11 protein-coding genes and 1 pseudogene are annotated in these 14,460 nt (G+C 71.7%); 6 read left to right on the forward strand and 6 right to left on the reverse strand.

Annotated elements, in window-relative coordinates:
- Nucleotides 1-17: 17 nt before the first annotated feature.
- From OG519_RS21520 to OG519_RS21535, 4 genes and pseudogenes are all read right to left on the reverse strand, one after another.
- Nucleotides 18-782, reverse strand: a complete 765-nt coding sequence (locus OG519_RS21520; RefSeq protein ID WP_405586391.1) for an SDR family NAD(P)-dependent oxidoreductase — start codon at nucleotides 780-782, stop codon at nucleotides 18-20.
- Nucleotides 779-1,468 carry an MOSC domain-containing protein gene (locus OG519_RS21525; RefSeq protein ID WP_405586394.1) on the reverse strand — a complete coding sequence of 230 codons (690 nt, stop codon included), beginning with the start codon at nucleotides 1,466-1,468 and terminating at the stop codon, nucleotides 779-781. Before OG519_RS21525 ends, OG519_RS21520 begins: the two co-directional genes overlap by 4 nt.
- Complete coding sequence (locus OG519_RS21530; RefSeq protein WP_405586397.1) at nucleotides 1,465-2,253, reverse strand: GNAT family N-acetyltransferase; 789 nt, start codon at nucleotides 2,251-2,253, stop codon at nucleotides 1,465-1,467. The genes OG519_RS21525 and OG519_RS21530 overlap by 4 nt, the downstream gene beginning before the upstream one ends.
- A 531-nt stretch (nucleotides 2,254-2,784) precedes the next feature.
- A pseudogene (locus OG519_RS21535) lies at nucleotides 2,785-3,108 on the reverse strand (WhiB family transcriptional regulator); the annotation flags it as partial.
- A gap of 611 nt (nucleotides 3,109-3,719) precedes the next feature.
- Here OG519_RS21535 and OG519_RS21540 point away from each other — a divergent pair.
- The 4 genes from OG519_RS21540 to OG519_RS21555 all read left to right on the forward strand — a co-directional run bounded on the left by OG519_RS21540 (nucleotide 3,720) and on the right by OG519_RS21555 (nucleotide 8,253).
- Entirely contained in the window at nucleotides 3,720-4,331 is a 612-nt protein-coding gene (locus OG519_RS21540) for a response regulator transcription factor (protein WP_003948568.1), read from the forward strand.
- Between the two features lie 283 nt (nucleotides 4,332-4,614).
- The gene (locus OG519_RS21545; RefSeq protein WP_405586400.1) at nucleotides 4,615-5,223 is read left to right on the forward strand and encodes a sigma-70 family RNA polymerase sigma factor; all 609 of its coding nucleotides are present in this window, start codon (nucleotides 4,615-4,617) and stop codon (nucleotides 5,221-5,223) included.
- Nucleotides 5,224-5,362: 139 nt separating this feature from the next.
- Nucleotides 5,363-6,862, forward strand: a complete 1,500-nt coding sequence (gene guaB, locus OG519_RS21550) for an IMP dehydrogenase (RefSeq protein ID WP_405586402.1) — start codon at nucleotides 5,363-5,365, stop codon at nucleotides 6,860-6,862.
- A 269-nt stretch (nucleotides 6,863-7,131) separates the two neighbouring features.
- Nucleotides 7,132-8,253, forward strand: coding sequence for a GuaB3 family IMP dehydrogenase-related protein (locus tag OG519_RS21555; protein WP_405586405.1), 1,122 nt, complete (start codon nucleotides 7,132-7,134; stop codon nucleotides 8,251-8,253).
- An 80-nt stretch (nucleotides 8,254-8,333) separates the two neighbouring features.
- On the opposite strand, the gene OG519_RS21560 is transcribed toward OG519_RS21555, so the two are convergent.
- The gene (locus OG519_RS21560) at nucleotides 8,334-8,972 is read right to left on the reverse strand and encodes a hypothetical protein (protein ID WP_405586408.1); all 639 of its coding nucleotides are present in this window, start codon (nucleotides 8,970-8,972) and stop codon (nucleotides 8,334-8,336) included.
- A gap of 188 nt (nucleotides 8,973-9,160) precedes the next feature.
- A complete protein-coding gene (locus OG519_RS21565; protein WP_405586409.1) occupies nucleotides 9,161-10,438 on the reverse strand; it encodes a nucleotide sugar dehydrogenase in 1,278 nt (425 codons plus the stop codon).
- A gap of 371 nt (nucleotides 10,439-10,809) precedes the next feature.
- Here OG519_RS21565 and OG519_RS21570 point away from each other — a divergent pair, with 371 nt between their 5' ends.
- Together OG519_RS21570 and OG519_RS21575 are read left to right on the forward strand one after the other, a co-directional pair.
- Nucleotides 10,810-12,516 carry a glycerol-3-phosphate dehydrogenase/oxidase gene (locus OG519_RS21570; RefSeq protein WP_405586411.1) on the forward strand — a complete coding sequence of 569 codons (1,707 nt, stop codon included), beginning with the start codon at nucleotides 10,810-10,812 and terminating at the stop codon, nucleotides 12,514-12,516.
- 61 nt (nucleotides 12,517-12,577) lie between these two features.
- Nucleotides 12,578-14,287 carry a protein kinase domain-containing protein gene (locus OG519_RS21575; protein ID WP_405586412.1) on the forward strand — a complete coding sequence of 570 codons (1,710 nt, stop codon included), beginning with the start codon at nucleotides 12,578-12,580 and terminating at the stop codon, nucleotides 14,285-14,287.
- Nucleotides 14,288-14,460: the final 173 nt, after the last annotated feature.

Here is a 14,460-nt window from a genome sequence, read left to right on the forward strand (position 1 = left end):
GGGGCTTGGCCGGGGGGTCAGGGCTTGGGGTCGTAGTTGCGGGTGGCGGCGGTGAGGAGGGGGGTGGGGGTGTGGCGGGCCAGGGCGACGGCGAGTTTGTAGCGGGGGTCGGGGATGCTGAGGGTGCGGCCGCGGGCCAGGTCGCGGAGAGCGGTGGCGACGACGCGGTGGGGGTTGAGCCAGGCCCAGGAGGGGACGCGGGTGGAGTCCATGCCGGCCCGGTCGTGGAACTCGGTGCGGGTCAGGCCCGGGCAGAGGGCCAGGAAGCGGACGCCGGAGCCGCGCAGCTCCTGGGCGATGCCCTCGGTGAAGCTGACGACCCACGCCTTGCTCGCGCCATAGGTGCCGCGGGGCATGAAGGCCGCGGTGGAGGCCACGTTGATGACGAAGCCGTGCCGCCGCTCGCGCATCGAGGGCACGGCGGCCGCGGTGAGCCGCAGCACCGCCTCGCAGTGGACCCTCAGCAGCCGGATCTCATCGGTGACCGGCGCGTCGAGGAAGCTGCCCCGGATGCCGAAGCCCGCGCTGTTGACCAGCACGTGCACCCGGCGCGCCGGGTCGCCCAACCGGGCCTCGACGGCGGCGATCCCGGCCTCCGTGGCGAGGTCGGCGGAGAGCGTCTCCACCGACGAGTTGTACCGGGCGCCGAGTTCCTTGGCGCCGCGCGCCAGCCGGTCCTCGTCGCGGGCGACCAGCACCAGGCGGTGGCCGTCGGCCGCGAGCCGCCGGGCGAAGGCCGCGCCGAGGCCGGACGTCGCACCGGTGATGAGTGAAGTCGTCATGCGGGCAGCGTAGACGGGGGGCCGGGGCGGGCGATACGGCGACGGATCTCCTCCCTTTCCCGGGCCGGGAAGGCGGCCACCTCGACCAGCAGCGGCAGCAGTTCCGGCTCGGTGGTGACCGCGCGGAAGGAGAGGGCGACCGTCACCTCGTGGTCGTCGGGACGGTCCACCACCGTGATCGGATCACCGGCGGTGACGTACCCGGGTTCGACGACCCGCAGATACGCGCCCGGAATCGCCGCCCCCGTGAAGCGCTTGAGCCAGCCGCGCTGGTCCAGCCACCCGGCGAAGGTCGAGCACGGGATACGCGGACAGGACACTTCGAGCAGCACGCCGCCGATCCGCCAACGCTCACCGATCAGCGCGGAGTTGACGTCGAGCCCGACCGTCGTGAGGTTCTCCCCGAAGGATCCGCCGGGCAGCTCGCGGCCCAACTCCCGCTCCCAGCGGTCGAGATCCTCCCTGGCGTAGGCGTAGACCGCCTGGTCGGGACCGCCGTGGTGCTTGACGTCGTACGCCCGGTCGCCGGCCAGGCCCACCGCGCCGTCGCCTTTGCGCTCGGGCGCGGTCACCGCGACCGGTCCGGTGACGGGGCGTTTGTCGATGCCGGTGGTCGAGACGCTCTTCCACGGGTTGGACCGTGGCCGCCCCACATTGACGCTGAGTATGTGCACGTCGGACCTCATCCCTGGAGCAGATAGGGGGTGGTGACACTGAGCGGTACGAAGCCGAGGCGCTCCAGGATCGGGCGGCTCTCGTCGGAGGCGTCCACCTGGAGGAAGCGGAAGCCCCGGTCGGCGGCGATCCGGGCCCGGTGGGCGACCATCGCCCGGTAGATCCCCTTGCCCCGCCAGGCCGGCACCGTGCCGCCGCCCCACAGGCCGGCGAAGTCCGTACCGGGGTAGAACTCCACCCGGGCCGAGCAGACCGGTTCGTCGCCGGCCATCGCGACCGTCAGGGTGAGGCTGTCGGGGCTGCGGGTGAGCTGGTCGAGCAGCCGCGCGTGCAGCCCGGCGAGCCCGGTGCCGAAAGCTCCTTCGGCGGCTCGGGCCATCAGGGCGATGCCCGCCGCGTCGGTGACCCGCTCCAGCCGTACGCCGTCCGGAAGCGCCACCTCGCTCGGCAGCGCGGCGATCTCCGCGACCATCAGCGTCTCCGCCGGGTCGGGCGTGAAACCGGCGGCGAGCAGCCGTTTACCCAGGTCGGCGGGGTGGTCATGGGAGTAGAGCTTCCACTCGAACTCCCGTCCGGCTCCTTCGGGCCCGGCCAGCCACGCCTTCTGCCCGGCGATCGCCTCGTCCGCGTTGCTCTCGTCGAGATCCGACCAGAGCACGCTGGTCCAGTCGTGCGCCGCCACGCCGGTCTGCCGCACCAGCCGGCCGAGCCGCTCCACCCTGGCGCCCGGTTCGGCCGGCGTGGCGTCCCGCCGCATCTGGGCGTCGAACAGCGTGAGTACGGCTTCCTGGTCCATCGGCTCCCCTTGCGTCCCGTGCCGCCCGTGCCGCACGCGCGCATTCCAGCATGCCGCAGCCCGGGGCCGCACCGGGTTTCCCGCCCGCCGGGGCTGCCCCGCGACGACCGCCCCGAGCCATCGAAGAATCGATTCTGCTCAGCGCGCGTAAGAGTCGCGGACCCCGTCGTCGCCGGGCTCCGGCTCGAAGTCCTGGTCATACGGGTGATCGTCGTCGCGGTCGTCCGGGTCGTCCGGGTCGTCTGGGTCATCGCGGTCGTCGCGGTCGTCCCGGTCATCCGGCTCGTCCCGGTCGTCCGGGTCCTCGTCGGTGGCGCCGGCTTCGTGGTCCGGTTCGCCGGTGGCGTCCACTCCGTGCTCCGGGTCGTCCCCGTGGTCCGCGTCGAAATCCTCCGGCTCGTACTCCGTCTCGGGGTCGAACTCCGGCTCCTCGTCGAACTCCGGCCCCGCCCCCTGCCCGGACCGCGACCTGGACCTGGACTGGGACAGCGACAGGGCCTTGGCGGCCATGACCACCGGTTCGTTCGCCTCGGACTCCGCCTCCGCCTCCGCCTCCGGGTCCGCCTCGGCGCCGCGATGCCGGGACCGCCCCATCATCGCCTCGCGCTCGTCCTCGGTCAGACCGCCCCAGACTCCGTACGGCTCCCGGACGGTCAACGCGTGGGTGGCACACTCCGCGCGCACCGGGCAGCGCATGCACACCTCCTTGGCCGAGGCCTCACGAGCGCTCCGGGCGGCGCCCCGCTCCCCCTCCGGGTGGAAGAAGAGCGAGCTGTCGACGCCGCGGCAGGCTGCCACGAGTTGCCAGTCCCAAAGATCGGCGTTGGGCCCGGGAAGGCGGGAGAAGTCTGCCATTGCTCATTCCCCTCGACGGGTGGCGTGAAGGCGCGGAAGACGGTTGGACAGGCGGGGCGGGGCCAGGACAGGCGGGACTCCCGGACGGGCGAGCCAGTAAGGACAGGCCCGCACGTCCGGGATGACACGCCGACGGCGCGACGCGATGACACGCTGTGCCCGTGAGCCGACGGTACATCTACTGTCTTAGTAGATGTAAATATGACTCATCGCCAATCTAGTGACGAATGATGACCAAGCCAGAGAAGAGGGGCCAAACGGCCACTTATCTACAAAAACGGCTAGCCGCTACAAGTCCGGCATAAGACCCGTTCGGCAGCATCCGCGCGCCCCCGGCCGTGCCGCAGCCCCCACCCCGACCCCGGAAATCCCGCCGCCACACCTGTCTGACCTGCGACATGGTCGCTCAGTACCGGTCCGATCACGTAGAGTGCCGATGACTGCGACCAAACCTCGTAACTCTTTCGGGTGAGGGTCGTTGAGTTTGGCGGAAGCCGTTGGCGCATCGGTGATTCGGGCAGGTGCCCGATCCGTCAGCACCCACGGTGAAGATTCGTACTTCGTACAGCCTGGAGGCACAACGTGACGCGGTTCAGCACCGGAGGGCGGTCATGACTTCCGTCCTCGTCTGCGACGACTCCCCGCTCGCCCGAGAGGCCCTGCGCCGCGCGGTGGCCACCGTGCCCGGCGTCGAGCGGGTAACCACGGCTGCCAACGGCGAGGAAGTCCTCCGCCGCTGGGGTGCCGACCGCTCGGACCTCATCCTGATGGACGTCCGGATGCCCGGACTCGGCGGCGTGGAGACGGTACGGCGGCTGCTGTCCGCCGATCCCGGCGCCCGGATCATCATGCTCACGGTCGCCGAGGACCTCGACGGGGTGGCGCTCGCCGTCGCCGCCGGGGCCCGCGGTTATCTGCACAAGGACGCCTCCCGCGCCGAGTTGCGGGCCACCGTCACCCAGGCGCTCGCCGATCCCACCTGGCGGCTCGCGCCGCGCCGCCTGCGCTCGGCCGAGATGGGCGCCGCGCCCACCCTCACCGCCCGGGAGATCCAGGTTCTCGAAGGCATGAGCCATGGCCGGTCCAACGCCGAGATCGGCCGTGAACTCTTCCTCTCCGAGGACACCGTGAAAACCCACGCGCGGCGGCTGTTCAAGAAGCTCGGCGCGTCCGACCGGGCCCACGCGGTGGCGCTCGGCTTCCGCTGGGGCCTGGTGCGATAAGCGCCGTGCGCCTGCCCGCGCGGGCCGCCGCGACGGCCGCCCGACCGGGCGTCGCCCCGGCCCCCGTGCCGGACGCCGGATCGTTTGGGTGGCCCGCGAGTCCTCGGTTTCCCGGGGGAGGACGCATGCTTGGCGTATGGACTTCCTCGGGGATCGGCGGGGGCCTCGGATGGCGGAGATGACAGCGCCGGACGCGGTACCGCAAGGGGCGCCGGATAACGCTTCGGTGCAGAAGTACGACCGCGATGCGACGGATCGTCCGGCGGCGAGGCACCATGGGGGGATGCGCGACGACGACACACCTGCCATCGGTGCACTCGTCCGTCGCGCCGTCGACGGCGACCAGCGGGCCGTGCACGAACTGTTGGCGCACGTCCACCCGCTGGCCGAGCGGTACTGCCGCACCCGGTTGTCCCGGTTGCCGGGTGACGCACGGCACTTCGTGGACGACTTGGCGCAGGAGGTCTGCCTCGCGGTGCTCTGCGCGCTGCCGCGCTACCGGGATCTCGGCCGGCCCTTCGAGGCGTTCGTGGTCTCCATCGCGGCCCACAAGGTCGCCGATCTCCAGCGGTCCGCCATGCGCTGGCCCGGCAGCACCGCGGTGCCGTCCGACCAGATGCCGGAGAAGCCGGACGACTCACTCGGCCCCGAGGAGCGGGCGCTGCTCAACAGCGACGCGGCCTGGGCCAAGAAGCTGCTCGAACGGCTGCCGCACCACTTGCGGGAGTTGGTGCTGCTGCGGGTGGCCGTCGGGCTGAGCGCCGAGGAGACCGGGCAGGTGCTGGGCATGTCGCCGGGGGCGGTACGGGTCGCGCAGCACCGCGCGCTCAGCCGGCTGCGGGCCATCGCCGAGGAGACCACCACCGCGACGGGCACCCCGCGCAGCGCGTGACGTGATGTGACGTCGTGCGGCCGCTGTGCGACACGGGCGGCGGCTGGGGGCGGCGGCGGATCCCGCCCGCGGCGGGGGAATACCGGCACAGGCCCTACCATTGAACAACTCGCCGGGCAAGACCATTCGGGAAGGTGCCATGTCGCTGAACGCCGACGGAGTAGCCGAGAAGTTCGCCACACTCGGACTGACCTACGACGATGTGCTGCTGCTCCCGGGCGCCTCCGAGGTGCTGCCCAGCCAAGTGGACACCGGCTCGCTCATCTCCCGCAACGTCAAGGTGAACATCCCGCTGCTCTCCGCGGCCATGGACAAGGTCACCGAGGCGCGGATGGCGATCGCGATGGCCCGGCAGGGCGGGGTGGGCGTGCTGCACCGCAATCTGTCGATCGAGGACCAGGTGAGTCAGGTCGACCTGGTGAAGCGGTCCGAGTCCGGCATGGTCACCGACCCCATCACCGTCCGCCCCGACGCCACCCTCGCCGAGGCGGACGCGCTGTGCGCCCGCTTCCGGATCAGCGGCGTGCCGGTCACCGACGAGAGCGGGAAGCTGCTCGGCATCGTCACCAACCGTGACATGGCCTTCGAGAACGACCGCGGCCGCCAGGTCCGCGAGGTGATGACCCCGATGCCGCTGGTCACCGGCAAGGTCGGCATCTCCGGCGTGGACGCCATGGCGCTGCTGCGCCGCCACAAGATCGAGAAGCTGCCGCTGGTGGACCCCGACGGCAGGCTGAGCGGCCTGATCACCGTCAAGGACTTCGTCAAGGCCGAGCAGTACCCGAACGCGGCGAAGGACGCCGAGGGCCGGCTGCTCGTCGGTGCGGCCGTCGGGGCAAGCCCGGAGGCGCTCGACCGGGCGCAGGCGCTGGTCGCCGCCGGGGTGGACTTCCTGGTGGTGGACACCTCGCACGGCCACAACAGCAACGCGCTCAACTGGACCGCGAAGATCAAGTCGGCCGTCCCGGTCGATGTGGTCGGCGGCAACATCGCCACCCGCGACGGCGCCCAGGCGCTGCTGGACGCGGGCGTGGACGGGGTGAAGGTCGGGGTCGGCCCCGGCTCCATCTGCACCACCCGGGTGGTGGCCGGCATCGGTGTGCCGCAGGTCACCGCGATCTACGAGGCCGCGCAGGCGTGTATCGACGCCGGGGTGCCGGTGATCGGTGACGGCGGCCTCCAGTACAGCGGCGACATCGGCAAGGCGCTGGCGGCCGGCGCGAGCAGTGTGATGCTCGGCAGTCTGCTGGCCGGGTGCGAGGAGTCGCCGGGCGAGCTGCTCTTCATCAACGGCAAGCAGTTCAAGTCCTACCGGGGCATGGGATCGCTGGGCGCGATGCAGTCCCGCGGCCAGGCGCGGTCGTACTCCAAGGACCGCTACTTCCAGGGTGAGGTCTCCTCCGACGACAAGCTCGTGCCCGAGGGGATCGAGGGGCAGGTGCCGTATCGCGGCCCGCTCTCGGCGGTTCTGCACCAGCTTGTCGGCGGGCTCCGGCAGACGATGGGGTACGTGGGCGCGGCGAGGGTCTCCGAGATGGAGTCCAAGGGGCGCTTTGTCCGGATCACCGCGGCAGGGCTCAAGGAGTCCCACCCCCACGACGTCCAAATGACCGTCGAGGCCCCCAACTATCACGGCTGACGCCGCGGGGTACCGGACCGCTCGGGGTGCCCCTTTTCGGCCGGTCGCCGGACCACCGGCCGGTGGCTGGTTGCTCGCGCAGTTCCTCGCGCCCCTAGGTGGTGCGGGTTCTCGGCGAACACCAGCCACGTACCGGCGGACGGTCCGGCGACGGCCGGGCGGGGCAGCCCGGGCGGTCCGGTGGGCCCGGGGGGCTCCCCGGGCGGTGAGGGCCACCCCCCGCCAAGGGATACTGAACGCCCCACGCTAAAAAAGGAGAGGTACGGGTTGTGACAGAGATCGAGATCGGCCGGGGCAAGCGGGGCCGCAGGGCATACGCGTTCGATGACATCGCCGTGGTGCCCAGCCGGCGTACCCGGGACCCCGAAGAAGTCTCGATCGCCTGGCAGATCGACGCCTACCGGTTCGACCTGCCCTTCCTCGCCGCCCCCATGGACTCCGTGGTGTCGCCCGAGACGGCGATCCGGATCGGCAACCTGGGCGGCCTCGGGGTGCTGAACCTCGAAGGCCTCTGGACCCGGTACGAGGACCCGGAGCCGCTGCTCGCCGAGATCTCGGAGCTCGACGACCACCGGGCCACCTCCCGCCTCCAGGAGATCTACGCCGCGCCGATCCGCGAAGAGCTGATCGGGCAGCGGATAAAGGAGGTACGGGAGGCCGGTGTCGTGACAGCGGCCGCCCTCTCCCCGCAGCGCACCGCCCAGTTCTCCAAGGCCGTGGTGGACGCCGGCGTGGACCTGTTCGTCATCCGCGGTACCACCGTCTCCGCCGAGCACGTCTCCGGCTCGCACGAGCCGCTCAACCTCAAGCAGTTCATCTACGAGCTGGACGTACCGGTGATCGTCGGCGGCTGCGCCACGTACACCGCGGCCCTGCACCTGATGCGGACCGGCGCGGCGGGTGTGCTGGTCGGCTTCGGCGGCGGCGCCGCGCACACCACCCGTAACGTGCTCGGCATCCAGGTGCCGATGGCCACCGCGGTGGCCGACGTGGCCGCGGCCCGCCGCGACTACATGGACGAGTCCGGCGGCCGCTATGTGCACGTCATCGCGGACGGCGGCTTCGGCGCCAGCGGCGACCTGCCGAAGGCGATCGCCTGCGGCGCGGACGCGGTGATGATGGGCTCCCCGCTGGCCCGCGCCACCGACGCGCCGGGACGCGGCTTCCACTGGGGCATGGAGGCGGTCAACACCGTGCTGCCGCGTGGCAAGCGGATGAATCTGGGCACCGCGGGCACGACCGAGGAGATCCTGCTCGGCCCGTCCCACGCCCCCGACGGTTCGATGAACTTCTTCGGCGCGCTGCGGCGGTCGATGGCCACCACCGGGTACTCGGACCTGAAGGAGTTCCAGCGGGTCGAGGTCACGGTCTCCCCGACCCACCACCGCTGACCCCACCCGCCCGCGCGGCCACCGACGCTCGGGGCCCGTACCGCGACCGGTACGGGCCCCTTCCGTATGGCGGCTGCGGATCAGCCGTTGATCCGCCGCGGCATCTGGAAGCCGGTCACGCCGGCCAGCACCATGAAGAAGAAGGACATGACGTCGAAGTCGTCCTTCCAGGCGAGGAAGACCTCGTGCGTGTAGTCGGTCAGCGCGCTGGTCACCGAGATCCCGACCTCGTGGGCGCCGATGATCGCCTCGCCCAGGAACTGGCCGAGGAAGACCCCGAGCAGGGCCAGCACCACCCCGACGTACGGCAGCGCGGGACTACGTCCGCCGACCTTCCCGACGACGGCGCCGACCGCGAAGCCGACGCCCAAGGCCGCGTAACCGATCTCGTGCTTGGTCGAGCCGATGATCCAGCCGTACGCGAAGGCGACCACCAGCGCGGCCGCGATACCGGCCAGGACGGCCAGCGCGACATTGGGCGGCGGCGCCGCGGCGACCATGGGGCCACCGGGCGGCGGGTAGCCGGCGGGGTCGAACCCGCCGGGCGTACCGGGCTGCGCGGGCGCACCGTACGGCGTGGCACCCGGCTGCGGCGGCCCGAAGGAGCCCGGGGCGCCCGGAGCGCCCGGCACGCCGGGAGCCTGGCCCTGCGGCTGCTGGGCGTACGGGTTCTGGCCGGTCGGCTGAGGCGGCTGTGGCGGCGGGTAGTTGGCACTCATGAAGTCCCCCGATGGTGATTGAAGCGCTGACAAGACGCCGAAATCTAGCAGGGGGGAACGACCATCGGACAAACAGATTCATCAGGTCGTTACGGGGCCGGGGCACTCCGGACCGGTGGCAGGCGCCATCGCTGGGCATGACAACCCGTCAAAATCCTCCAACCGGCCTCCGAGCGCTGCCGGCGATGCTAGAGCCGTGCCGCCGCGCCGGCCGGGGTCGCGCCGCGGGTGTCCAGCATGAGCTGGGCCTTTACCGCCAGACCCTGCAGGTCGTAGGTGCGGTGGTGCTGGAGAAGCAGCGTCAGATCCGCGTCGGCCGCCGCCTCCCAGAGGGAGTCCGCGCGCGGCACCGGGCGGTCCAGGACGCGCCACTGGGGGACGTAGGGGTCGTGGTAGGCGAGCTGCGCGCCGAGCTCGATGAGCCGGGCGCCGATCTCGCGGGCCGGGGCGCCCTCCTCGGCGGCGAGGTCGGCCTTGTAGGTGACGCCGAGCAGCAGCACCCGGGCGCCGCGCAGCGACTTGCCGTGTTCGTTGAGCAGCCCCGCCGCGCGCTGCACGATGTAGCGGGGCATCCGGCCGTTCACCTCCTGGGCCAGTTCCACCATCCGCAGCGGGTGGCCGGGCAGCCTGGGGTGGCGGCCGAGCCCCGCGGTGAAGGCGGGTGCCGCGTTGGGGTCGAGCGCGGGGGAGGGGCCGCCGACCCCGGGTCCCGGCCGGAACGCCTGGAAGCCGAACGGCTTGGTCTCCGCGCACCTGATCACGTCCCACAGGTCCACCCCGAGGTCGTGGCAGAAGACCGCCATCTCGTTGGCGAAGGCGATGTTGACGTGCCGGTAGTTGGTCTCCAGCAGCTTGACCGCCTCGGCCTCGCGCACCCCCCTGGCCCGGACCACCCGCTCGGTGAGGCGGCCGTAGAAGGCGGCGGCGGCCTCGGTGCAGGCGGGTGTGGTGCCGCCCACCACCTTGGGCGTGTTGGCGAGGTGCACGTCCCGGTTGCCGGGGTCGAGCCGGCTGGGGGAGTAGGCGAGGTGGAAGTCGCGGCCCGCCCGCAGGCCGTGCGCCTCCAGCAGCGGGCGGAGGAAGCCCTCGGTGGTGCCCGGGTAGACCGCCGACTCCAGGATCACCGTGGTGTGCGGGCGAAGGCGCGGCGCGAGCGCGTCGGCGGCGGCGGCGACCTCGGTCAGATCGAGGGTGTGGTCGGCGCCGAGCGGGGCGCCGGCGCAGATGACGGCGGTCCTGACCCGGCCGAGTACGGCGGGGTCGTTGGTGGCCCGGAAGCCGCCGGCCAGCAGCCGGCGCAGTTCGGCGGGCGCGAGGGTGCCGGGCGGCACCCGGCCGGCGTTGATCTCGGCGACCAGGGCCGGATCGGGGTCGAACCCGATGGTGTTCACTCCGGCGGCGGTTGCCGCCTGGGCGAGCGGTAGTCCGGTGTGGCCGAGGCCGAGCACCGCGAGGTCTGCTGGCATGGGCGTCGGTCCTCCACGAATGGCCTCACGGACGGCCTCTCGAATAGCTGTAAAACAGGCTAACCAGACAAATCGCTGATATGAACTCTCGGCGCGCCGTCCGCACCTCACGCATCAAGGTGGCCGCTCCCGGGCAGGGCCGTCACTATCGAAGAAGATCCCGGCGAAGATCCCCGGCAGAAGTTCGGGCGACAGCCGGCAGCAGCCGGGAACAAGTCGGGAACAACCGGGAACAACCGGGAACAACCGGGAACAAGACGAGAACAGTCGAGAACAGCCGGGAACAGCCGGGAACAGTCGGGAACACCGAGCAACGTCCAGCAATGTCGAGCGACAGAGCCCGCCCCGTGGGCGCAGGTACGGAGGCACGGATGCGTGACACAACTCTCGGACCCACAGAGCGAGCCGAGGCGCTGGCCCGAATGGCCGAACAGGAACTGGACATCCTGGTGGTGGGCGGCGGCGTGGTGGGCACGGGCACCGCGCTCGACGCCGCCACACGCGGTCTCACCGTCGGCATAGTCGAGGCCCGGGACTGGGCCGCGGGCACCTCCAGCCGGTCCAGCAAACTCATCCACGGCGGCCTGCGCTATCTGGAGATGCTGGACTTCGCCCTGGTCCGCGAGGCCCTCAAGGAGCGCGGACTGCTGCTCGACCGGCTCGCCCCCCACCTGGTCAAGCCGGTCCCGTTCCTCTACCCGTTGCAGCACCGGGGATGGGAGCGGTTCTACGCCGGCAGCGGGGTGGCGCTCTACGACGCCATGTCCGTCTCGTCGGGCCGCGCCCGCGGCCTGCCGCACCACCGCCACCTCACCCGTAAGCACGCGCTGCGGATCGCCCCCGCGCTGCGCAAGGACGCCCTGGTCGGTGCCCTCCAGTACTACGACGCCCAGGTGGACGACGCGCGCCTGGTGCTCATGCTGGTCCGTACCGCCGCCTCCTACGGCGCGCACGTCGCCAACGGCGCCCGGGTGACCGAGTTCCTCCGGGAGGGCGAACGCGTCGTCGGCGCCCGGGTGCAGGACGTCGAATCCGGCGGCGAGTACGAGATCAGGGCCCGCCAGGTGGTCAACGCGACCGGGGTGTGGACCGACGACACCCAGGGCCTCATCAACGAGCGCGGCCTCTTCCACGTCCGCGCGTCCAAGGGCGTCCACCTGGTGGTGCCCAAGGACCGGATCCACTCGAACACCGGGCTGATCCTGCGTACCGAGAAGAGCGTGCTCTTCGTCATCCCCTGGGGCAGGCACTGGATCGTCGGCACCACCGACACCGACTGGGAGCTCGACAAGGCACACCCGGCCGCCTCGAGCGCCGACATCGACTACGTACTCGAACACGTCAACGCCGTGCTCGCCGTCCCGCTCACCCGGGACGACGTCGAGGGCGTCTACGCCGGACTGCGCCCGCTGCTGGAGGGGGAGTCGGACGCCACCAGCAAGCTGTCCCGCGAGCACACGGTGGCGCACCCGGTGCCCGGCCTGGTCGTGGTGGCCGGCGGCAAGTACACCACCTACCGGGTGATGGCCAAGGACGCGGTGGACGAGGCCGTGCACGGCCTGGACCGCAAGGTCGCCGAGTGCTGCACCGAGGACGTACCGCTGGTCGGCGCGGAGGGCTATCACGCGCTGTGGAACTCCCGGGCCAGGATCTCGGCCAGGACCGGTGTGCACGTCGCCCGGGTGGAGCACCTGCTCAACCGGTACGGCTCGCTCGCCGAGGAGGTGCTCGCGCTGATCGAGGAGACCCCCTCGCTCGGCTCGCCGCTCACCGCCGCCGACGACTATCTGCGCGCCGAGGTGGTCTACGCCGCGAAGGCCGAGGGCGCCCGCCACCTGGAGGACGTGCTCACCCGCCGGACCAGGATCTCCTTCGAGACGTTCGACCGGGGCACCCGGTGCGCCCGCGAGGTCGCCGAGCTGATGGCGCCGATCCTCGCCTGGGACCAGAACCAGATCGAGAACGAGGTCGCGCACTACGAGAAGCGGGTCGAGGCCGAGCGCGAGTCGCAGCGCCAGCCCGACGACACGACGGCGGATGCCGCCCGTCTCGGCGCGCCGGATATCGTGCCCCTGTAGACGAGAGGAGTCTGGGCGCGAGCGCGACGTGCGTTCGGGGGAACGGGCGGAAGGGCGCGAGATGGTCGGACAGACGGACGAGGGACGGTTGGTCGCGGGCCGTTATCGGCTGATCACGCGGATAGGCCGCGGCGGCATGGGCACCGTCTGGCGCGCCGAGGACGAACTCCTCGGCCGCCAGGTGGCGGTGAAGAAGCTGCACCCGCCGCAGCCGCACATGGACGACGAGGAACTCGCCACCCTCTTCGAGCGCACCCGGCGGGAGGCCCGCGCCGCCGCCCGGATCAGCCATCCCAATGTGATCGTCGTGCACGACGTGGTCGACGACGACGGACTGCCGTCGATCGTGATGGAGTACGTGCCGTCCGTCACCCTTGGCGAACTCCTCAAGGAGCAGGGCCCGTTGTCGGTGCCGGAGGCGGCCAGGGTCGGCCGCGGCATGGTCGCCGCGCTGCGGGCCGCCCACCGGGCCGGGGTGCTGCACCGCGATGTGAAGCCGGGCAACGTGCTGCTCGGCACCGCGGGCACCGCCCAGGGGGACGCCGACGGGGCGTACCGGGTGGTCCTCACCGACTTCGGTATCGCCCAGGCGTCCGGCACCTCCACGCTGACCCGCACCGGTGAGCTCATCGGCTCCATCGACTTCCTCTCCCCCGAGCGGATCCGCGGCGCCATGCCGGGCCCCGAGGCCGACCTGTGGGCACTGGGCGCCACCCTCTACCAGGCCGTCACCGGTGAGTCGCCGTTCCGCCGGCCCACCGCGATCGAGACGGCGTACGCCATCGCCGAGGAGCCGGTGCCCACCGCGCCCGACGCGGGCGAGCTGACCCGGGTGATCGCCGGGCTGCTGGCCAAGGAGCCGGGCGAGCGGATGTCCGCCGCGGAGGCCGAACGGCTGCTGCGGATACCCGCGGCCGAGGCCGACACCGCGCTGGTGTCGCGGCAGAACGTCCCGGTCGGCGCACCGCCCGCCGCGACCACCCCCCGGCAGCCGGGTCCCTCCCCGCTGCCGGACGACTCCAGGACGTTCCACCCGGACCTTTCGACGGTCGGCCGGTCGCGGCCCCCGCAGCCGGCCCCGCCGAGCAGGCGCCGCACCAGCTCCTGGCTCGCCGCGGTGCTCGCGGTCGCCGTGGTGGCCGGCGCCGGAGTCTTCGCGCTGCACCGTTTCGGCTCGGCGGACGACGGCAGCGACGCCAAGCCCGCCGGCGGGCCCAGCGGCCCGGCCACCGTCACCACCACGCGTCCGACCGCCACCACGCCGACCGCCACCACGCCGTCGACCACGATCCCGCCCGGCACGACCCCGCCACCCCCGCCGCTGCCGGACGGCTACCACCACTACGAGAACACCGACCGCGGCTACACCGTCCCGGTCCCCGACGGCTGGACCCGGCAGGTCGCCAAGGACGGCGAGGAAGTCGACTTCATCGACCCGACGCAGAAGGTCGATCTGAAGATCAGCGCGCTCGACTACGGCAGCACCAGCCCGTACCAGCACTTCAAGGACCTCGAGCCGGAGACGAGTTCGCAGGTCGACGACTATCATCGTGAACGGCTCGACGCGACGACACAGTTGGGCGATCCGGCGGCCATCTGGGAGTTCACCTTCGAGGGTTCGGTGCGCAAGTTCCACGCGATCGATCTGGGCTTCATCACGTCGGGCGGCACCGAGTACGCGGTCTATCTGTCGGCTCCAGACGCCGAGTGGGACGTCAACAGGCCGGTCTTCGACGCCGCGGTGGCCGGTTTCCGGCAATCCGGCGGATAGGTCTGGTTGGCTTCCACGTCCCCCGTTCGGGGATGATGGACACTTGCATAGCGTCTCCATGGCGCGACGGGTCCCCGTCGCACCGCACTTCGTCGCATCGCACCACCGTGTGACCGACCGCCTGACCAACCGTGTGATCAAACCGCTTGACTACGCCGGCACAGCAGAGGGAA

It is taken from the genome of Streptomyces sp. NBC_01190 (assembly GCF_045039895.1).
Lineage (GTDB): Bacteria > Actinomycetota > Actinomycetes > Streptomycetales > Streptomycetaceae > Actinacidiphila.